Here is a 21946-nt window from a genome sequence, read left to right as displayed (position 1 = left end):
AAGAGAACGGCTTTTTGCCAATTTTGTTTACTAAAAAGCCACCAAAGTCCAATCACAAATGGCACAAAAATCATTTGATAGCGAAATACAAAACCCACCGTAAACCACCAAGCCATCAAGAAAATTTGTTTTGTATTAAGTTCTTTGGTACAGGCATAATAACAGCCCAACATCATGGGCGGAATACAGGCATATTCACGCAAATCACGAACAGAAAGAAAAGGGAAAACCCAGAAAATGGCTAATAATAAGCCCACAATTTTGGCATCATTCGGGCGATTGCTGAGACGTTCCGTGAGGCGATAACCAACGTAAATCGTAATCATCGAAAACAGTGCATGAACCAAACGAGCCACCAGCATTTTACCTTCTGGATTATACAGACCGAGGCTCTCGCATAAACCAAAAATCACCGTATGAATTTCAATATAAATCAGGTTGAAGATATAAGCCTCACCTTTGGGAATATTGGAAAATGAGTTGGCTACGCCTTTTTCTAAGATATTTTGGGCAAGTTCAACGACTTCAAAGTGGTCGTCGGTGAAGGCATATCCTTTGGAGAAAATAATGGCTAATATTCTGAAAAATAATCCTAATAAGAGGATTATTTTGAGATTGAGGTTATTTAAGAATTTGGTCATGGAATTGATTTAGGTAGTTTTGGCGGTAATGAATGTTTTATTTTTAGATGGAAACCACTTTTCTACCAATTTTTTCAATCTAATTTGCGTATTAGGAATGCGTTTCAAAATGGACATTTTACTAAAATTAAATCGTTTAATATTCTCAATATCAGTTTCTAAGCTATTATTTTTAAGCGAAGAATTAATGATAAATCGTTGAATAGCAATACTCCATTCTTCTTTATTTGACCAATAATGTCCGATGTAGCTTTCAGCAGGTTTCATGTCACCATTTTCTGATAAAGCCACCCCCAAAGCAAATTGTTCAATTAGTCTTTGGGTAACATTTGCTACTAACATATCATCGCAAATATCAAGAGCTAATTGACAGATTTTCAGACCTTTATTCTCAGGAATTCCCACTACACCCGCATTCCACATGGCATGATGAGTCTGAATTTGAACACTTCCAAAATTCTTATTTCCAACTTGTTGCCACATCAATTTTTCAGTCTTACTTTTCAGTTCGGATAATGCTCCTTCATTCAAGTGCATTACAGGATTGTCGAGGTCAGATTTTAGTCTTTTTAAGTCTGAATATAAAAAAGTATCTGTGTCTAAATACAAAACCGATTCTTTGGGGTGAAGTGTACAAATATGCTCAATTGCCTTGATTTTAGCTCTCCAGAAGAATTGATGTGTGCCTTTCCAATCGTCTAATTGCGTTTTATTTATTGTTAAAATTTTAATCTTTCCGTTCAGTCTTTCATAAAAATCAGGTGCATCTGTCATCACATATACACGGTCATGAGCATCCATCTGCCCAAGGAACGAACAGATAGAAAAGTACGCTTGGGCATGATTTTGTTGGTTTTCACCGAAAACTAAGTAAAGTATGTTCATTTTTGAGACTTAATATTGCTAACCACTATTTTAACAAACGACCGCAAATGGTATTGCTGTTTAATTAACTCGTCAATGGGCTGAAAAGGGGTTTCAAAGAATGATTTTGGAATTATTAAATTATCAAAATCAATCACCAAAATATTATTCGGATTATAAAAATCGTATTCCATTACTGAACGATTGTTGGTAATCATCTTTTTATTCATCCCCAAAGCTTCAAAAATTCTGAATGAAAGTCCGTGTTGATTGGGTTTGGCAATGTCCAAAATTATTTCGTAATGGTTCAATAATTTGAGCATATCCGCATAAGGGATTGACTCCTTCAAATACTCAATGTGCGGGCTTCTCAATTTCTCTTTTGATTGCTTAGTCAAGAACCGATAAGTGATGTTATTTTCATCCAGAAATTTCCCCATTTGATTGAAAAAAGGATAGCGTTTTCGCTCAATGTGCGAAATACAAAAAACCGTTTTATCTATGGCTTCGGGAGCTGGTTCGTAGTAATAGAAATTAGTTAATCTATCGAATCCATATTTCTTACAATCCTGAACATCAAAGGAATAAACTTTATCAAACAAGTGAATAATCTTCTTTTTCCTTGGGTAAAAATCCATGGTATCCCAATAATACGCAATCAAATTTGGGGTTTTTGATTTTAAAATAGCGAGTTCTTTGTTGGTTAAAAGGTCGGGACGAATGATGAAAATTACGTCATATTTTTCTGGAAGAATGGCCAACCTTTTTTCCATAATTTTGCGGTAATAAACCTCCTTAATATTTCGATTCAGAAACACCTTTGAGAGAAAATTGCCCACCCTTTCCGCCTTACTTTTATACTTATATCTGGGAAATAAATTAGATATAAAGTCCGTGTGAACTTCGGGAGCATAATTTCTAAAACCATCTATAATGACTTTAAAAATATTAGCGGTTGTGGGTGCAATGACTAAAATATTGGGCATACTTTTTTGTTTAGATTTTTCGCTACAACAAAGTTAAGATGTTTGGTTGAGTTATTGATTTTTTCCGCTGAGTTGGTTACGAAAAGTCATCAAAAAAGCAGCTAAAATCAAGGTCTATAAATTTAGAAGAACAAATGGTAAAAAATAGGCATTTTTTCGCTTAAAAATACCTCAAAAAACCCCAAACGTTAGTAGGTACGAGGGAATTTTCGTATTTTTACATTTAATCAAAAATTAACGAATTATGGAAGATAATTTGTTAGTCAATTAAATAGTAAAAGCGTTTTATGAAGGCTATGAAAAGATGTCTTCTGAAATTCAAGAACAGTTTACTTAATTAGTATAGAAAGAATTCGATGGAAACCCAACCCAAGAATCTAAATTACAAAATCCCAAAAACAAAAATACAAATCAGGAATAAGACTAAATAATAGTCCACAACCCGCAAACAAAAGATATGTCAGAATTTCAAGAAGAAGATAAGAGTAGAGCAAATTATGATGCCGATAACATACAAGTCCTTGAAGGCTTGGAGGCAGTCCGCAAACGCCCGTCCATGTATATTGGTGATACGGGATTCAAAGGCCTTCACCACCTCATTTGGGAGGTTGTTGATAACTCAATTGATGAAGCCCTTGCAGGTCATTGCGATACCATCAAGGTAACCATCAATACCAATAACTCAATTACTGTAGAAGATAATGGCCGTGGTATTCCAACGGGAATGCACACAAAAGAGAAAAAATCAGCATTGGAAGTCGTTATGACGGTGCTTCACGCTGGTGGTAAATTCGATAAAGATACGTATAAAGTGTCTGGTGGTTTGCACGGGGTGGGTGTTTCCTGCGTAAATGCCCTTTCAACCGATTTAAAAGTAACAGTTTTTCGTGATGGAAAAATATTTGAACAAGAATATAAAATAGGAGTTCCACAATATGCTGTAAGAGAAATTGGTACTACCGACCTTCACGGAACAACCGTTACTTTTAAGCCCGATGAGAGCATTTTCACCATTACGGAATATAAATACGAAACCGTTGCAGGACGTTTGAGAGAACTTTCTTTTTTGAATGCAGGGATACAAATCTATTTAACTGACCTTCGTGATTTAGACGAAAAAGAAGAACCAAGAAGTGATTTATTCTTCTCGGAAGGTGGTTTGAGCGAGTTTGTTTTGTATTTAGATGCTACTCGTGAAAAATTAATTGAAGCCCCAATCTTTATGAAGGGCGACAAAAACGGGGTTCCCGTGGAAGTGGCGATGATGTATAATACGTCATATACTGAAAATGTGGTTTCGTATGTAAACAACATCAACACCATTGAAGGCGGTACGCACGTAGCGGGTTTCCGTGGCGCATTAACTCGTACTTTGAAAAACTACGCCGACAAATCGGGAGCGTTGGATAAGTTGAAAATTGAAATTGCAGGAGATGATTTCCGTGAAGGATTGACCGCTGTTATTTCCGTAAAAGTAGCTGAACCACAATTTGAAGGACAAACCAAAACTAAATTAGGGAATGGTGAAGTTTCAGGAGCAGTTTCGGGAGCGATGTCGGATATGTTGGAAGCGTGGTTAGAAGAACATCCAAAAGAGGCCCGTCAAATTGTAGCAAAGGTGATTTTGGCTGCTCAGGCACGTCATGCGGCTCGTAAAGCACGTGAAATGGTGCAGCGTAAAACCATTTTGGGCGGAAACTCTTTGCCAGGAAAATTAGCCGATTGCTCGGACAGTGACCCTAAGGTTTGTGAATTGTACTTAGTAGAAGGGGACTCAGCGGGTGGAACTGCCAAACAAGGACGTAATCGTGCGTATCAAGCGATTTTGCCATTGAGAGGTAAGATTTTGAACGTTGAAAAAGCCCAAGAATATAAAATTTACGAAAGCGAAGAAATCAAGAACATGATTACGGCTTTGGGCGTAAGTTTCGGAAGAGATGGCGATGACAGAGCGTTGAACATGGAAAAATTACGTTACCATAAAGTTATCATCATGACGGATGCGGACGTGGATGGTTCTCACATTAGAACCCTAATCCTAACGTTTTTCTTCCGTTATATGAAAGATTTGATTGATAGCGGTTATGTCTATATTGCTCAACCACCGCTTTATCAAGTGAAAAGAGGGCAAGCAGCAGAATATTGCTGGACGGAAGTTCAACGGGAACAAGCAGTGATTCGTTTAGGAGCTGGACGTGAAGATTTAGTAGGAATTCAACGTTATAAAGGTCTTGGAGAAATGAACGCTGAACAATTATGGGAAACCACGATGAATCCAGATACAAGAACTTTGAAGCAAGTAACGATTGAATCAGCCATTGAAGCCGATCATTTATTTTCAATGTTGATGGGTGACGAAGTGCCACCAAGACGTGATTTTATTGAGAAAAATGCGAAATATGCGAAGATTGATGTGTAGATAGAACATATATTTTAAAGTATGCAGAAGGGCAAAATCCATTGAGATTTTGCCCTTCTGCTGTTATTGTCGGTGTGTGTAAACTATGTCATTGCTTCGCTATGCTCGCAATGACATAAGTATATGGTGTTCAAATACACTTTCATCAATCCAATAAAAAACAAAAAAAGCCCCCAATCCAAACAGAATTGAGGGCTTCTAAAAAACTACTCGAAATTATTAAGACCCGCAGGCTTCGCACCCATCAGGGTCATCAATTGAGCATTGCATATCCGACCAGTTTTGTTCTGGTACGCTGTCTAAACCAGCTATGGTAAGCGTGGCAGCTGAGGACTTCGCCGTTGCCGCATTCGTGGCATACGTTTCGTAGTTCATCTCATGCTCTTGCACAACATTGGCTTGCTCAATTGCCACTTCGGCTTGCTTCTCGACTGTAAACTTGATGGCATCGGCGGCAGCTTTCGTTCTGAGATAATACATCCCAGTTTTCAAGCCTTTTTCCCATGCGTAGAAGTGCATCGAGGTTAGTTTCCCAAAGTTCGGGTCTTGAATGTGTATATTCAACGACTGCGACTGGCAGATGTAAGCACCTCTGTCGGCAGCCATTTCAATAATTACTTTTTGCTTAATTTCCCAAACCGTTTTGTACAACTCCTTCAAGTTAGAAGGAATTTCGTTGATATTTTGTACTGAACCGTTGGCAGAAATTAATTTATTCTTCATCGAATCGTTCCACAATCCTAATTTTACTAAGTCACGAAGTAAATGTTTATTTACCACCGCAAATTCGCCTGACAATACTCTACGGGCGTAAATATTAGAAGTATATGGTTCAAAACATTCGTTGTTGCCCAAAATTTGCGAAGTTGAAGCGGTTGGCATCGGCGCTACTAATAATGAGTTACGTACCCCGTGTTCTTTCACTTTCACACGCAAGGCTTCCCAATCCCAACGTTTTGAATCAGGCGTAATTCCCCACATATCAAACTGGAAAATACCTTGTGAAATCGGTGAACCAGCCCAAGTTTCGTAAGGACCTTCTTTGGTGGCTAATTCCATGGATGCCTCCATGGCTGCATAGTAAAGCGTCTCGAATATTTCTTTATTCAATTGCTTTGCTTCTTCAGATTCAAAAGGCATTCTCAATAAAATAAACACATCGGCCAATCCTTGAACACCTAAACCAATCGGACGGTGACGGAAATTTGAAACTTTTGCTTCTGCAACTGGATAATAATTGCGGTCAATAATCTTATTTAAGTTTTTGGTCGCAACTTTTGTAACTCTGTATAATTCTTCGTGGTCAAAAACCAAGAAGCCTCTTTCGTTCGTCTTTAAGTATTTTGGCAACGCTAATGAAGCTAAATTACACACCGCTACTTCATCTTTGGAAGTATATTGGATAATTTCAGTACATAAGTTTGAAGATTTTATGGTTCCTAAATTCTTCTGATTTGACTTCTTATTAGCGTGGTCTTTAAACAACATATAAGGGGTACCCGTCTCGGTTTGTGATTCTAAAATCTCGAACCATAAATCCTGAGCCTTCACTACTTTACGAGCTTTACCCGCTAATTCATAACTATTGTATAATTTCTCGAATTCTTCCCCGTGCGAATCTCCCATTCCTGGACATTCGTGCGGACAGAATAACGACCATGTATCATTATCACGAACACGTTTCATGAATAAATCAGGAATCCAAAGGGCATAGAACAAATCTCTTGCTCTCATTTCTTCTTTTCCGTGATTTTTCTTTAATGATAAAAAGTCAAAAATATCGGCGTGCCACGGTTCAATATAAATCGCAAAAGAACCTTTACGTTTTCCTCCACCTTGATCTACGTAACGAGCTGTATCATTAAATACTCGTAACATCGGTACAATTCCGTTGGATGTTCCGTTGGTTCCTTTAATGTATGAACCCGTTGCACGAATGTTGTGAATTGATAAACCAATGCCCCCCGCCGACTGCGAAATGTTGGCGCATTGTTTCAACGTATCATAAATTCCTTCGATAGAATCGTCTTGCATCGTTAATAAGAAGCAGGAAGACATCTGAGGTTTTGGCGTACCTGCATTAAACAAAGTAGGCGTTGCGTGCGTAAACCAACGTTCCGAAAGCAAATTATAAGTCTCAATAATTGATTCAATTTCAGCCCCATGAATTCCTACGGCAACACGCATTAACATATGCTGAGGACGTTCCACGATTTTACCTTCCAATTTCAACAAATAAGATTTCTCTAAAGTCTTGAAACCGAAATAGTCGTAGCCAAAGTCACGGTCATAAATTATCGCAGCATCTAATTCAGCGGCGTTTTTCTTGATGACATCAAAAACTTCTTTAGATAACAAGGCTGCATTTTCACCCGTTTTTGGGTCAATGTAGTTGAACAAACGTTTCATCGTTGCAGAAAAAGATTTTTGCGTCTCTTTATGCAAATTAGATACTGCTATTCTTGCCGCAAGCACTGCGTAATCTGGGTGCTTGGTGGTCATTGATGCTGCCGTCTCAGCCGCCAAATTATCTAATTCACTGGTGGTAACACCATCATAAAGTCCAGTTATAACTTTTTTTGCCACATCTAAGGGCTGCACAAAGAAGGGGTCGAGACTATAGCAAAGTTTTTCGATTCTGGCGGTAATCTTATCAAACTTTACAGACTCTCGTCTACCATCTCTTTTGATAACGTACATAATACTCGGGTTTTGGGGGAAATCGTTAAAAAATAAAACAAACAGCGGTATTCATAATTTCCAAATGGTTATATCTAAAAACAGTAATGATTATTATTAAATCAGATTTAAGACATGCTTAAAAAATTTGGGGGTAATCTTTCTATATTAATCTGTAGCGGTAAACGAATAGATTTTAGATTGAAAGACTCAGCGGATTTCTCTGGTGGTTATGTGATATGCACTTCAAAGATAATAATTTATTAATGTAATTACAACGAAAGAAAATTCTTAAACGGTCATCTTAATATTTGTACTATTCGTAATGTACAACACAACTTTTGGATAATCAGACTAATAGAGGACATTTAACTTGGAATAATTATAAAGTATTTTTTTTATTTTTTTTGTGGATAACTTTTCTTTCAAAAAATGGAACTCTTAACAATAAAATAATTTTTGTATATCATAATAAAATCGTAATTTTGCAATCCTTTTTGAGGACAGTTATGAAAGTGGTGAAGTTTTATCGTTAAAATATTTTATCCGATTTTAGTCACCACTCAGTGCCAACCTTATAACTGTTAATTGGTTAGAAAGTTCTTTTAATTCTAACATTACCAAAACGAGACGGCAGGGAATCGTCTCATATCAAAACATCATGAAACCAGAAATTCATCCAAATTACAAGCCAGTGGTTTTCCACGATTTGTCGGCTGATTACAAGTTCTTAACACAGTCATGTGTGAACACTACTGAAACTACTGAATTTGAAGGAGCTACGTATCCAGTATTCAAAATCGAGGTTTCTTCTCAATCGCACCCTTTTTACACAGGTAAAAATGTATTACTTGATACAGCGGGTCGTGTTGATAAATTCTACAAACGTTTCGGCGGTAAGAAAGAAGTTGCTGAATAGTTTCTTTCCTGAACTTGAAATTTGTAAAGCAAAAAAGCCTTTTAAAGTTATCTAAAAGGCTTTTTTGTTGTAATTTTGTAGAAATATATTACCGATTAAGAAATGAATTATATCCTCTTCGACGACCAAAATATTCGTCCTGCGTTATTACCCTTGACATTTACCCGTCCCGTTTGCGAAATCCGTATTGGGATTCAGACAATTTCTGAAAAATGGAATGATTGTCTGGAAACCGAGGTATCTTTCCAAACCCAAGATTATTTACAACTAAAATATCCGATGCACCTTTCGGACGATAATATTTTTATTAACGGTGCCATTTGTCCAAATCCTGAATTGGTCAAGGTAATTGAAAATTTACCTGTAAATGCTATTCTTACGCAGGGAACGGAAGTGATTGCGTACCGAAATAAACAATATAATCCAGCGGTTGATGTATTTAAAAAAACGCTTATCTATGAAGGCGAATTATTGATTTTAAAGCATTTAACGGATATTTTTACGCATAACGGAGCGGCAATAAAAGCCGATTTTGAGCGCATAACCAAAGGTAGAATTTCACAACCGATTACGGATAGATTCACCGCCTTTTACAACGAATCTCAGATTTTTATTGAAGAAGGAGCGGATATAAAAGCAGCTGTTTTGGATGCTACCAACGGATATATTTATATCGGTAAGGATGTGCGCATACAAGCGGGGGCAATGATTCAAGGGCCATTTGCCATTTGTGAACAGTCGGTAGTAAATATGGGAGGTAAAATGCGACCTAATACAACCATTGGACCGTTTTGTAAAGTGGGTGGAGAAATCGGCAATTCGGTGTTATTTGGAAATGCCAATAAAGGGCACGAAGGATTTATGGGCAATGCGGTGATTGGCGAATGGTGCAATTGGGGGGCGGATACCAATAATTCAAACTTGAAAAATGACTATTCAAAAGTAGAACTTTGGAGCTACGTAACGAATCGTTTTGAGAATACCGGAATTCAGTTTGCGGGGCTCATCATGGGCGACCATTCAAAGTGTGGCATTAATACGATGTTCAATACTGGAACAGTTGTGGGAGTGAATTGTAATATTTTTGGAGCCGATTTTCAGCCGAGACATATTCCTTCGTTTTCTTGGAGTGCGGGCGGAAATGAATTTAAAACCTACCATCTTAGAAAAGCAAATCAAGTAGCAAAAGCCGTAATGGAACGCCGTGGGAAAAATTTTAATAAAGTAGAGGAAGCAATTATGAAGACAGTTTTTGAATTGACAAGGTAGGAAATTTGAGATTTGACAACTTTTGAAACGATTTCGTAGTTGTCAAATCTTATCATCTTAAAAACTTTTTAAATCTATTAAATTTTGAGGAATCTCTTTCTCACTCCAATCTTCATGAATTGCTAAAGCTGCACCCAAAGCCGTTGCTTGAGCCACTGAGGCCGCATAAACTTCCATTTCTGGGAAGGCTTTTGCCAGTAAATTCATATAAATTTCATTCTTTCCAAAACCGCCATCCACAAATAACTTCTTGACAGAATCATCATTTAAAACCAATTTCGAGGAAACAATTTGTTTGTTTACCAAATTCAGAATTAATTGATGATAAGCAGACTCGTAGGTATGATCATCAAAAAAATCTACCAATTTTGAGTCAAATTTTACCTCTTTATAATAATCCAAGGGCGTATGGAATTGTTCAGATAATTGCTTGATGATTTGCTCATGCTCATATCCCGCAAATAGGCGTGATGCCTTTACAGGTTCGCCCGTGTATTGCATATATATGAGGCAATCTTGCTGTAATTCATCATCCGTAAGCGGGGTATGATTGAATGGATTGAGCGTAATACACCAAGTTCCCGTAGAAATCAAGACAAATTTTTGTCCTTTGAAAGTAGATAAATAAGGAATCAAAGCGGCCGAACTATCGTGTAAGCCCGTGCCGATGGTTAATTCGTTAGTTGTCAAATAATTATCAGCATTGATCGGGGCTAATTTTTTAATAATACCCTCTTTTGCAAGCCATTCGTGATAATTATTTTGTTCAAAATCCCAAAGGTTTGTATGACACCCGATGCTGGTAATATCCGAAAAATATTTTCCCGTAAAAAGAAAACTGATATACTGGGGCAAATGTAAAGAATAGTGAATTTGAGCAAATAACGAAGGATTTTCGTATTTCAACCGATATAAAACCATGCCCGAATTAAGATTTCCTAATACTGGCGAGGCTGTTTTACGAGTAAAAATATGTTCGCCTCCGTAATTATCATAAAACTGTTTTTTGAGTTCCTCAGAATATGGTTTTAAATAATTATAAAGCGGAGCAATGACTTTTCCTTCAGCATTAAGATGGACAAAACTGGCACCATAAGTTGAAAAATTGAGTGCTTTTACCTCAAAATCAGGATTCTGTAATACTTCTTCAAAAGTTTCAATAACCCACTTACTCAATAATTCAACATCTTCGCAAGCATCTCCATCTTCGTCGGTTATTTCGTCGAATTGCGTGGATTTTTCTAAAACTATTTCGTAGCTTTCGTTGAAAAGGAAGAGTTTTTTGTTGGTTTTGCCAATGTCAAAAATGGCAATGGTTGGTGTTTTCATCCTGTAATAATTATAGTCCAGTTGCCACCGTCAAAGCGCCTCTTTCGCCAATTAAATTTTCTCTAACTTTCAGATTTCTAAATACTTGTATTGGATTTAATGCGCCTCCTGAACGCAAACGAGCTTCTGCCACAATCGCACGAACGTCGGTACGAAAAGCACCTTGCAAAATTTCTTGACAACGGACTACATCATTTTCATTTTGAGCAATTTCTAAGGCTTTTCTATCTACCAAAAGTGCTTGTGCGTAAGCAGTCATGATGCCTTCAACTGACTGTAAAAGGTCTTCTAATGGGTCTTTTACGTTGTGCGAAGCGTCAATCATCCAACCTAAATCCGTAGCGTGATTCATTCCTCTGGCATCCATTCCTTCAATTAACTCATTGAAAATCAGGAATAATTGATAAGGTTTTATAGAACCTGCGGTCAAATCATCATCACCGTATTTTGAATCGTTGAAATGGAAACCACCTAATTTACCTTCCATTAATAATAATGAAACGATTTGTTCGATGTTGGCATTGGGTAAATGATGTCCTAAATCGACCAAAGTAAATGCTTTTTTACCTAATTTCTGTACATAAGAATAAGACATTCCCCAATCGCCAACCGTGGTTGAATAAAAATTAGGTTCAAAGGCTTTGTATTCCAAAAACAACTTCCAGTTTTCGGGTAAAGCGGCATAAATTTCTTCTAAACTTTCCAAGGTATTTTGATAAGCTTTTCTAAAATTTAATTGACCAGGAAAACATGAACCATCTGATAACCAAACGGTTAATGATTCAGAACCTAATTCAATTCCTTGTTCGATTACTTCGATATTATGCTCAATAGCTTGTTTACGAATGGCTTTATTTACATTCTGCAATGAGCCAAACTTGTACGTAAATTCTTGGTCTTTTTGGTCTTGGAACGTATTAGAATTGACCGCATCAAACTTCAAACCGTGTTGAGCCGCCAGGGTTTTGATAGCCATTGGATTTTGTGGAATATCCCAAGGAATGTGCAAAGAAATTGCTCCCGATGATTGATTTAAAGCATGGAGCAATCCAACATCTTCAATTTTTTCTTCCAAACTACGAGGTTCACCTCCGCCTGGAAAACGTCCAAAACGAGTTCCACCCGTACCCAATGCCCAAGAAGGAATGGCAATTTGGAAGTCAATTAGTTTTGAAATAATGGCTTCTACGCCATCAATTTCCAATGTTAAGTAGTCTAATTTTCTGGTATGTGATGCCGCTAAATCTGAGTTTAGGGAATCTATTTTATATTTTTCGAGTTGCATTGTTTGACGAGATTAATAGCACACGGATTTAACGGATTGGACCGCAGCGGCGGACCGCACGGATTTTAATTATTTTATCTGTGCGGTCCGCCGCTGCGGTCTAATCCGTTAAATCCGTGTTCCATAAGATTTTATATTTTTCTTCAATTCGTTGTCGTAAATCTTTTTTCGGATTTGGGGCTTTTTGCCAAAATTTAGTAGTAGCCGAATAGTAGTAGCCTAACTGGAATTAGAACTTCCCGAAAGTTTTAAACTTTCGGGAAGTTGAGCCGAGAAAGTTAATTCTCAGTCTATAAATCTATTTTAAAATTTAAAAATCCGCTGCGGTCTAATCCGTTAAATCCGTGTGCCAATAATTACCTTACAAAAGCCATCGCTACACCACCATCAACGTTCAATACATTGCCCGTTGATTTACTCAAAAGTCCCCCCACAAAAGCGAAACAAGCGTTGGCAATATCGTCTGGTAAAATGGCTTCGTTCAACAATGTTCTTTTGGCGTAATACGCCGGCAATTCTTCAATTGTGATTCCGTAAGCCTTCGCACGACCTTCAGCCCATCCGCCTGCCCAAATATTTGAGTCAGCAATTACAGCATCTGGATTCACTACGTTTACTCTGATTTTATCGCCACCCAATTCAGCCGCATTCAATCTTGAAAGATGTAATTGAGCTGCTTTTGCTGAACCATAACCGGCATTATTTGGACCAGAAACTAAAGCGTTTTTACTCACAATATTTACAATATCGCCGCCAAAACCTTGTTTACGCATTACCTCAACGGCTGCCTGCGTTACAAAGAATTGTCCTTTTACTAAGATGTCGTACAATTTATCCCAATCTTCAATCGTATGACTCTCGATCGGTTTTGAAGTACTAATTCCAGCGTTGTTTACGATAATATCCACGCCACCAAATGCCAAAGCCGCTGCCGACATGGCATCCGTAATACTTTGTCCGTTGGTTACATTTAATAAAGTGGTTGCTACCGAATCTTTACCGAATTTTTTAACAAATTCTTCTTTGGCAGTAGCCAAACGTTCTTCGTTAATATCATTCAAAATTACACAGGCACCCTCTTCGGCAAATTTCTTAGCGATTGCTTTTCCAATACCACCTGCCGAACCCGTAACCATGGCTACTCTTCCAGAAAGGGCTTTTGGTTTAGGCATACGAGATAATTTTGCTTCTTCCAACAACCAATATTCAATATCAAAAGCCTCTTGACGTGGCAATGCAGTATATTCGGAAATGGCTTCAGCTCCTTTCATTACATTGATGGCATTAATGTAATATTCAGAAGCCAAACGTGCCATAGTTTTATCCTTGGCAAACGTAAACATACCAACGCCTGGGAATAAAATAACCACAGGATTTGGGTCACGCATAGCAGGAGAGTTCGGTTTTTTACAAGTTTCGTAATATTGCTTGTAGCCTTCTCGGTATTTAGAAAAAACACCATCAAGATAAGTCTGGCTTTCAATTGATAATTGCCCATTATCCATTATCAATTGAGCAGGGTCTAAAACCAAAGGAGCAATTTTTGTCCGTAAGAAGTGGTCAGGACAAGAGGTTCCGAGTGGAGCAAGTTTGTCTAAATCGTTAGAATTGGTAAATTCTAAAACTCTGGCATCGTCCGTAAAGTGTCCAATCATTTTACGTTCTGATGAACAATATCCTCTTAAAATTGGCGCAATTTTAGCGGCTTTATCTTTTCTGTCTTCCGAAGAAAGCGACTCGATTTTTTGTCCACCAAAAATAGTTGCGTAATTCGATTCTAAATATTCGGCACATTTTTCAATGACATCCAGCGTATTTACATAACTTTCATAAGCGGTATCACCCCAAGTGAAAAGTCCGTGTGAACCCAACATAATTCCTTTCAATTTGATACCTTTTGCGGCAGCTTCGTTGAGGCAAGTGCGTAATTGTAAACCCAAATCAAAACCTGGACGTTGCCAGCCTACCCAACCGATTTCACCGTTGAATAATTCTTCGGTAATTTTTGCTCCGTCTTTTGCGGCGGCAAGTGAAATGGCAGCGTCAGGATGAAGGTGGTCAATGTGTTTGAAAGGTAAAAATCCGTGTAAAGGTGTATCAATTGAAGGAGCTTTTGAGGCTAAGTCAAAGATGCAATGATTGAATAATTCCACCATTTTATCTTCCGTTTCGATGCCATCATAGACATTTTCGAGTGCCAATAAACGCTTCATATATAGAGCAGCACAGCCAGATTTAGTTAGCGTTCCGATGTCACCACCAGAGCCTTTAATCCACATCACTTCCACGTCATTGCCCGTGAGTGGGTCTTTATCGCTGATTTTTACAGAAGTATTACCACCACCATAATTGGTCAATCGTAAGTCTGCTCCCAATAGATTTGAACGGTAGATAAATAAATCTACTTCGTTATTGATTTGAGCTGCTTTTGTATCATCCCAAAGATATGATACGTGTTTATAAGTTTTCATAAGAAATTTAGTATTAAAACGATGCAAAACTAAATTTATGGCTAACTGAAACCGTCCTGTACTATCATGTTGGTAGATTGTTAAATAAGTCAGCATTTCTTGTTCTGAATGCTGACTTGAAATATTTTCTCTGTTCATTTTTGCGTAATTCTTTATAAAATATTACCTTGTATTCAAACAAAAAAACAATGCAAAAAAGCTTAATTATCTTATTGTTTTCAATGCTTTGTTATCACACAAAGGCACAACAGATTTTTGTGAATGGGCAAAATCTTAACACACTCAAAAACATTAGTTATATCACCGTGAAAGTGCAAAAAACATGGATGACTACTCGTTTTTCGGCTTTTTTGGATTATGGACAAGGTTCGTCCGATAGCCAACAAGAAATGACAGATGCAACTAAGAAATCATTATTTTTTAAGAGTAAAGTGGAGATTTTTAATCTCTTAGACCGTAATGGCTGGGACTTGGTTGATTCTTACGAAGAAACGAAGGATGGGAAGGTATTTATTTTGCATATTTTTCGGCGGAAGAAGTAATCAGAATTTGGCAGATAGCATAAAATTATTTTTTAATTTTTTTTTATGCCATCTGTACGTTGTGTACACGGTTTGCCTCTCAGCGTAAGTCCTCCAAATGAGCTCAAAATCTACAACTTATACCAATTGATGCTCTTCAGATTAGCACGTCTGTTTACCTTTTCGATGGGCGGATAATTCTTGGCAAGGTAGTCCAAAATTTTAGGTTCTGCTTCACCCAAATCCCACAGTTTTTGTTTCTGTTGCATCCATCTTATTTTTTCGAGCCAACCATTTCGGTCAGTATGAAATTGCGTTATCAACTTACTCGAATGACAAGCCGTGCAATGGGCAATTATTAAATTTAGCCCTTCCGAAACAATTAATCCAGTTGTTTCATCGTATCTGGTCGTATCAGCGAGCGTTTTATTTGATACTGCAAGGGGTCTGTGTTGCTCTTGTTTCAAGCCGATGCTCATCAGTAAAAATGATGAGACAATTAGTATCGAAAGTTTATGTATATTTCTCATGATTAGTTATTTATACAATTTTTACGGCTATTCTGTGACACGAATTATTGAGATAACCTCCTGGATTCCAAGCGGGAATAACCATGGGTTGAGTAATTCCTTTTGTATCGGTTGCCTTCGCCCAAATTTCAAAATATCCCTTTTGCGGAAACTCAATTTTTACTGACCAATGTTGCCAAGCTAATTTATTTTTAGGTTTTTCCAATATACATTTTTGCCAAGTTGCCCCAAAATCAATAGAAATATTCATTTCAGATACTTCCAAATCTCCCGCCCAAGCGTGTCCACGCAAGCTAAGACTTTGTTTTTCTTGTAATATTGCTCCTGTTTTTGGGTAAGTAATTACGGATTTCACAGGCATAGATTCAATAATCTTAAAGTCTTTTTCATCAAACTTTGCTCCTGCTTCAATGGGATGAATTGGAACTTTATAGCTATGCCCCGACATTTTTTCACCATCATGAATCTTATTACGAACAGCAATTTTTGAAAGCCATTTTCCTGATGCTGAGGCGGGCCAACCACCCACAACTAATCTCAACGGATAACCATGAAGTAAGGGTATTTCTTGCCCGTTCATTGACCAAGCCAAAAGCGTTTCATCTTCAAGCGCTTTTTTCATGGGAACACCCCTCGAAATGGATGATTTTGTTATATCCCCACTCAAATGGGTATCTCTGCCATAATACCCAATATAAACAGCATCGTCTTTAATTCCGACACTTTCCAACACATCTCGCAAGCGAACTCCCGTCCATTCTGCACAACTTACGGCTCCGTCTTCCCATTGATTTCCGGAGGTTTGTGGTGTGAATCCATAACGTCCATTTCCGCCACATTCCATCGTAAGTTGATACGTATATGATTTGAATTTTGTTTTTAAATCATTCATGGTAAATACCTTACGAGTTTTCATAGATTCGCCTTCAATTACTAATTCCCATTTGGCTATGTCAATAGTTGAGGGAAGATTGCCATTATTTCTAACAAACATTTTGTCGGCTGGCGTAATCTTATCATCCAATAAGTATGGAGGGGTTTCGATGTTTAGTGGTCGGTCGTTGAGAAGCATCATCTCTTTATGTTTGCCTTCGGGTAGGGAATCAACAAAGGCTTTTTTGCCCAAAATATTCATTCCTTTTGGAATGTTCTTGGCAAAAACCACTTCGCTGCCCAATACAGAAGCAATTCCTAAAACGGTTTTCTGGATAAAACCACGACGGTTATCAATAGATTTCATAAAATAGATAAATCTGAAAATGAATAATATTGTAAAAATACAGATAAAATATTTGTGTTCAATAAGAACTATTTTAATATAATTGTAGTATGTTTAACGCCGTTATTTTCGCTTAAACTCCACCTCCCCAGCATTTGGGAAAGTTGCCACAATTTTATCAATATCACCTTTCAAATTCGTTAGAAAATTGAATGTTACGCCTTCCAAAAAGTCATTTCCTTCAAAATAATCATAATGAAAATGCGTAAGTTCAACTTGTTTGTTATGATAAAATGCTCGTAAACCTTTGTCGGTTTTGAAGATTTGTAAGAGCCCATACGCAGGATGCTCAAATACGCCCGTATAATAATCAATCGGATGCGACATCATGGCACCGATTTTACGACTAGCATTATATTCCTTTTTCTTCTTTTCTTCTTCAAATTTTGCCTCATCACGGTCTTTTTTCAAACGACTATTCCAATCTACTTGGCTCATATTTAATAAATTATCTGAAATATAATTGGTGATAATATTAACAAAATTATAATCTACCGCACCCGTATTGGTCGTGATAAAAATGCCCAAATTATTATTCGGAAAAACGGTCATTTGCGAACGAAAACCCTCAATAGAACCATTGTGTTGGCGGCGTTGATTGCCTCTGTAAACGTTCATATTCCAACCCATTCCGTAGGATGAAAAACCTAATTCTGGATATTTGGCTTCGGCAGGATACACGACTTGAAGAGGCGTATGGTTTTCCTTTAAATTCTTTTCTGAAATAATCTGTTTGCCGTTAAATTTTCCATTTTGTAATTGCATTAAAAGCCAATTGGTCATATCCAACGCATTAGATTTTACCGCACCCGCCGCTCCAATGGCATCTACATTGCTGCCAAATCCTGCCTCAATCATTTGTTCATTTTCCAATTTATAAGACATGGAATAATCTGGACTTTTAAACATTTCTGGATACGTCAAAACGGTGCTTTTCATCTCCAAAGGAATCAATATTTTTTCTCGTACAAAGTTTTCCCAAGTCTTGCCCGAAAGGCGTTCAACCAACACGCCCGCCACGTTATACATGAGGTTATTGTATTGATACTGAGCGTATAAAGTTTTAGAAGGTTTCAAGTATTTCATGTTCTTGAAAATACTTTCACGGTCATTATTATTAAATAACCAAACAAAATCATGGCGTGGTAAACCCGTGCGATGTGAAAGAATATCACGAGCCGTTACGGTATTGGTTGCCAATTCGTCAAACAATTGAAAGTCAGGCATATATTCTTTGATGGGTTTATTCCAATCCAATTTTCCTTCATCCGCCAAAATTCCCAAAGCATTTGCTGTAAACGACTTGGTGCATGAAGCAATCGGAAATAAAGTATTAACCGTAGCTGGAAGATTTTTTGTGGTATTTTTCAACCCATAAGCCGATGAATAATAGGGTTTTCCATCCTTCACGATGGTGAGCGAAGTTGCAGGAATTTTCCATTCTGCCATCATCGCCAACACAAAAGCATTGATGGTATTTAAGGTATCCGTTTGGGTAGGAATTACACTTCTTCGTTGAGCAAAATTTGGGGAAATAACAACGAATAAAAAGGCTAAAATTAGTAGTTTTTTTCTCATCTAAACTTTTATGATAATTACGGGTTTAGTCACAAAGATAAACTTCCAAATATCATAAATTGTGGTGAAGAAGTGATTTTACATGGATTAGTGAAATTTTTTCTTCAAAACCGACAAATCAACACTTATATTTCCAGAATATCGTTTACTTTTGAATATACATTTTAAAATCAATTCAATTAACAATATGAATCGTAGAGAAGCCGTACAACGAGTTGCCCTGATGATGGGTGGTGTGCTCGCAGCCCCACTAATGGCGGGCGTAATGGGGCAAATAACCAATACAGGGCTTAGCATTATTGTTTCAGCCGAACAAGAAGCGTTCCTTGCTGAAGTAGCAGATATCATTATTCCAACGACGGATACGCCAGGAGCAAAAGCAGCGGGCGTTGAGAAATTTATCGTACGGGTAATGCGTGATTGTTACAAAAAAGAAGACCAAGCTAAATTTTATGGGGGTTTGGCAAAATTGGATGCTGACAGTCAAGCGAAATTTGGCAAAGGTTTCGTAGGATTAGACCTTGCTCAGAAAAACGAAATGGTCAAACTTGCCACCACTACCGACAAGCCTTTCTTCCAAAGAATGAAAGAATTGACCGTTACTGGATATTTTACTTCGGAAATTGGTGCAACAAAAGCATTGGCCTATTTACCAATTCCAGGGAAACTTGAAGCTTGTATTCCCTTAAAATCAGGACAAAAAGCGTGGGCACTCTAATGATTTTGGGTTTTCGATTTGGGATTGCGGATTTAAAGCTATCCAACTAAAAACCAAAATCTAAAATCTACAATCAATCAAAGTAAATTCGATATGAAAGAAATACTTAAGAAAAGAACTAAACAATTTGCTCTAAGGATTATAAAATTGGTGGATACTTTGCCAAATAGTCGAAGTGGAGATGTAATTGGAAAACAAGTTCTTAGATCAGGTACTTCTGTTGCTGCAAATTATAGAGCGTCATGTCGAGCAAGGTCCTAAGCTGATTTTATTTCAAAAATGGGAATTGTTGAAGAGGAGGCAGATAAAACGTTATTTTGGCTTGAATTATTGGTTGAATCAGAATTAGTAAAAGAATCTAATGTTGAAAGATCTGATAAAAGAAGCCGATGAATTAGTAGCTATTTTCACTGCATCAGGCAAAACAGTAAAAGAAAATAAGAAAAAATAAACCGATTTAATTGAAGATGACTGATTTAACACAAGCAGTCAAAATAAATCCGAAATCGAAAATCCGAAATCAAACTAATGAATCTAAATATTGATGCTGTAAAGGCAATGACCTACGATGCCATCGTAATTGGCTCGGGAATATCAGGCGGTTTTGCTGCCAAAGAATTAACTGAAAAGGGTTTACGAGTTTTGATGCTTGAAAAAGGCAAGCAACTCGAACACATAACGGGCTACGAAAACGCCATGAAAGACCCTTGGGAAACCAAATACAATGGTCGTTTGACGATTGAACAAAAAGAATCTCATCCAAAATTAGCCCGTGATTATCCGTACAACGAAATGACGGAAAAATACTGGATGAACGATTCGGATTCATTATACAAAGAAGAAAAACGTTTCGACTGGTATCGTCCGAATATTGTCGGTGGAAAATCTATTATGTGGGGTCGTCAGTCGTACCGTTTGAGTGACATTGACTTTGAAGCTAATCTTAAAGACGGAATTGCTACCGATTGGCCCATTCGTTATAAAGACGTTGCCCCTTGGTATTCTTACGTAGAAAAAATTGTGGGAATTTCGGGTGAGAAATTGGGCTTAGCTCAATTACCTGATGGCGAATTCTTGCCACCCATGGAAATGTTCTGCGTAGAGAAAGAAGTAAAGCAAAGACTTGAAAAGAATTTCCCGGGAAGAAACATGACGATGGGACGAGTTGCTAATCTTTCGGCGGCGGGTAAAGCCCAAACCGATGTGGGGCGTGGAGCTTGTCAATACCGCAATAAATGTTCATTGGGTTGTCCGTATGGAGCCTATTTCAGTACACAATCTTGTACCTTGCCTTATGCTTCAAAAACGGGAAGATTGACCCTCAGACCTGATTCGGTGGTAACGGAAATCATGTATGACGAAAATAAACAACGAGCTACGGGTGTGCGAGTGCGTGATGCCGTAACGATGCAAGATCGTGAATATTTTGCTAAAATTATCTTCGTTTGTGGTAGTTCATTGGGTTCAACGGCTTTGATGTTGAATTCAGTTTCTCACCGTTTCCCGAACGGAATGGGTAATGATTCTGAGCAATTAGGACACAATTTGATGGATCATCACTTCCGTACAGGTGCCTCGGGTACGTGGGAAGGAGATTTGGATAAATATTACTCAGGACGACGTGCCAACGGTATTTACGTGCCACGCTACCGTAATATTGGTGCTGATAAACGTGATTATTTGCGTGGATTTGGGTATCAAGGCGGAGGAAGCCGTCAGGGCTGGCAACGCAACATTGCCGAATTGAGTTTTGGGGCAGATTATAAAAATGAAGTGACAACGCCCGGCCCGTGGACAATGGGATTGGGTGGTTTTGGTGAAACATTGCCTTATTACGAAAACAAAATGTTCCTTCACAAAACCGAAAAAGATAAATGGGGAATGCCATTGGTGGTTTTTGATGCAGAATTGAAAGAGAACGAAAAGAAAATGCGTATCGACATGATGAACGATGCCAAAGAGATGTTGGAATCGGCAGGCGTGAAAAACGTGAAAGGATATGACAACGGTTCGTATTTAGGCATGGCAATTCACGAAATGGGAACTGCCCGCATGGGACGTGACCCTAAAACGTCAGTCTTGAATGCACACAACCAAGTACACGCTGTGAAAAACGTATTTATGACCGACGGTGCTTGTATGACCTCCGCCTCATGTGTGAACCCATCATTAACGTATATGGCACTCACCGCCCGAGCCGCAGATTTTGCGGTGAAGGAGTTGAAGAAGTTGAGTTTGTAAGGTTTTTTGAGTTTAGAAAGCCCCTTGGATTTGGTTCTGAGGGGCTTTTTTTTGATTATGTCAAATACTTGTGGCTTACATGGAGATAGATAAAGTGATTATCTGTAAATTTATGATTGAATAAAAATGAAATTTGAATAGATTCTCAAAACATTATCATCCTGGAAGGAAAGTTTGAGTTAAAACCTTTGATTAATGAGGTTATTGAAAATATTTT

17 protein-coding genes are annotated in these 21946 nt (G+C 37.8%); 7 read left to right on the top strand and 10 right to left on the bottom strand.

The window, feature by feature from the left end; translation table 11 throughout:
• From AC1W31_RS13285 to AC1W31_RS13275, 3 genes are all read right to left on the bottom strand, one after another.
• Positions 1 to 641 (bottom strand): glycosyltransferase family 39 protein (locus AC1W31_RS13285; protein ID WP_481734942.1); only part of this gene is annotated, 641 nt, incomplete at its 3' end.
• A gap of 9 nt (positions 642 to 650) precedes the next feature.
• Positions 651 to 1526, bottom strand: a complete 876-nt coding sequence (locus tag AC1W31_RS13280) for a hypothetical protein (protein ID WP_481734941.1) — start codon at positions 1524 to 1526, stop codon at positions 651 to 653.
• On the bottom strand, positions 1523 to 2491 hold the full coding sequence (locus AC1W31_RS13275) for a WaaS/CpsH family glycosyltransferase (RefSeq protein WP_481734940.1): 969 nt from the start codon (positions 2489 to 2491) through the stop codon (positions 1523 to 1525). The genes AC1W31_RS13280 and AC1W31_RS13275 overlap by 4 nt, the downstream gene beginning before the upstream one ends.
• A 457-nt stretch (positions 2492 to 2948) precedes the next feature.
• Between AC1W31_RS13275 and gyrB the strand changes: the two genes are divergently transcribed.
• Complete coding sequence (gene gyrB, locus AC1W31_RS13270; protein ID WP_481734939.1) at positions 2949 to 4910, top strand: DNA topoisomerase (ATP-hydrolyzing) subunit B; 1962 nt, start codon at positions 2949 to 2951, stop codon at positions 4908 to 4910.
• 219 nt (positions 4911 to 5129) lie between these two features.
• On the opposite strand, the gene AC1W31_RS13265 is transcribed toward gyrB, so the two are convergent.
• Positions 5130 to 7610: a ribonucleoside-diphosphate reductase subunit alpha gene (locus tag AC1W31_RS13265; RefSeq protein ID WP_481734938.1), complete on the bottom strand. Its 2481-nt coding sequence runs from the start codon at positions 7608 to 7610 to the stop codon at positions 5130 to 5132.
• Between the two features lie 640 nt (positions 7611 to 8250).
• Between AC1W31_RS13265 and AC1W31_RS13260 the strand changes: the two genes are divergently transcribed.
• Complete coding sequence (locus AC1W31_RS13260) at positions 8251 to 8508, top strand: type B 50S ribosomal protein L31 (RefSeq protein ID WP_481734937.1); 258 nt, start codon at positions 8251 to 8253, stop codon at positions 8506 to 8508.
• A gap of 102 nt (positions 8509 to 8610) precedes the next feature.
• Positions 8611 to 9777 carry a GlmU family protein gene (locus AC1W31_RS13255; RefSeq protein WP_481734936.1) on the top strand — a complete coding sequence of 389 codons (1167 nt, stop codon included), beginning with the start codon at positions 8611 to 8613 and terminating at the stop codon, positions 9775 to 9777.
• A 57-nt stretch (positions 9778 to 9834) separates the two neighbouring features.
• Here the strand turns inward: AC1W31_RS13255 and AC1W31_RS13250 are convergent, their stop codons facing one another.
• From AC1W31_RS13250 to AC1W31_RS13240, 3 genes are all read right to left on the bottom strand, one after another.
• Positions 9835 to 11106, bottom strand: coding sequence for an FGGY-family carbohydrate kinase (locus AC1W31_RS13250; protein ID WP_481734935.1), 1272 nt, complete (start codon positions 11104 to 11106; stop codon positions 9835 to 9837).
• Between the two features lie 10 nt (positions 11107 to 11116).
• Entirely contained in the window at positions 11117 to 12391 is a 1275-nt protein-coding gene (locus AC1W31_RS13245; protein WP_481734934.1) for a sugar isomerase, read from the bottom strand.
• Positions 12392 to 12747: 356 nt separating this feature from the next.
• Complete coding sequence (locus AC1W31_RS13240; protein ID WP_481734944.1) at positions 12748 to 14862, bottom strand: bifunctional aldolase/short-chain dehydrogenase; 2115 nt, start codon at positions 14860 to 14862, stop codon at positions 12748 to 12750.
• Between the two features lie 188 nt (positions 14863 to 15050).
• On the opposite strand from AC1W31_RS13240, the gene AC1W31_RS13235 reads away from it, so the two are divergent.
• Positions 15051 to 15404, top strand: coding sequence for a hypothetical protein (locus tag AC1W31_RS13235; protein ID WP_481734933.1), 354 nt, complete (start codon positions 15051 to 15053; stop codon positions 15402 to 15404).
• 110 nt (positions 15405 to 15514) lie between these two features.
• Here AC1W31_RS13235 and AC1W31_RS13230 read toward each other — a convergent pair whose 3' ends face one another.
• From AC1W31_RS13230 to AC1W31_RS13220, 3 genes are all read right to left on the bottom strand, one after another.
• Positions 15515 to 15913 (bottom strand): hypothetical protein, encoded by a 399-nt coding sequence (locus AC1W31_RS13230; RefSeq protein WP_481734932.1) that lies wholly within the window; start codon positions 15911 to 15913, stop codon positions 15515 to 15517.
• 10 nt (positions 15914 to 15923) lie between these two features.
• Positions 15924 to 17153, bottom strand: coding sequence for a sulfite oxidase (locus AC1W31_RS13225; RefSeq protein WP_481734931.1), 1230 nt, complete (start codon positions 17151 to 17153; stop codon positions 15924 to 15926).
• A 102-nt stretch (positions 17154 to 17255) separates the two neighbouring features.
• On the bottom strand, positions 17256 to 18770 hold the full coding sequence (locus AC1W31_RS13220) for a serine hydrolase (protein WP_481734930.1): 1515 nt from the start codon (positions 18768 to 18770) through the stop codon (positions 17256 to 17258).
• A 187-nt stretch (positions 18771 to 18957) separates the two neighbouring features.
• Between AC1W31_RS13220 and AC1W31_RS13215 the strand changes: the two genes are divergently transcribed.
• The 3 genes from AC1W31_RS13215 (at position 18958) to AC1W31_RS13205 (ending at position 21729) form a co-directional block, all read left to right on the top strand.
• The gene (locus AC1W31_RS13215; RefSeq protein ID WP_481734929.1) at positions 18958 to 19488 is read left to right on the top strand and encodes a gluconate 2-dehydrogenase subunit 3 family protein; all 531 of its coding nucleotides are present in this window, start codon (positions 18958 to 18960) and stop codon (positions 19486 to 19488) included.
• Between the two features lie 93 nt (positions 19489 to 19581).
• On the top strand, positions 19582 to 19749 hold the full coding sequence (locus AC1W31_RS13210; protein WP_481734928.1) for a four helix bundle protein: 168 nt from the start codon (positions 19582 to 19584) through the stop codon (positions 19747 to 19749).
• A 267-nt stretch (positions 19750 to 20016) separates the two neighbouring features.
• Positions 20017 to 21729, top strand: coding sequence for a GMC oxidoreductase (locus AC1W31_RS13205; RefSeq protein WP_481734927.1), 1713 nt, complete (start codon positions 20017 to 20019; stop codon positions 21727 to 21729).
• Positions 21730 to 21946: the final 217 nt, after the last annotated feature.

The sequence above is a fragment of the Arcicella sp. genome (assembly GCF_964672035.1).
Note: the sequence above shows the minus strand (reverse complement) of the source record. Positions and strands in the feature narration are given on the sequence as shown.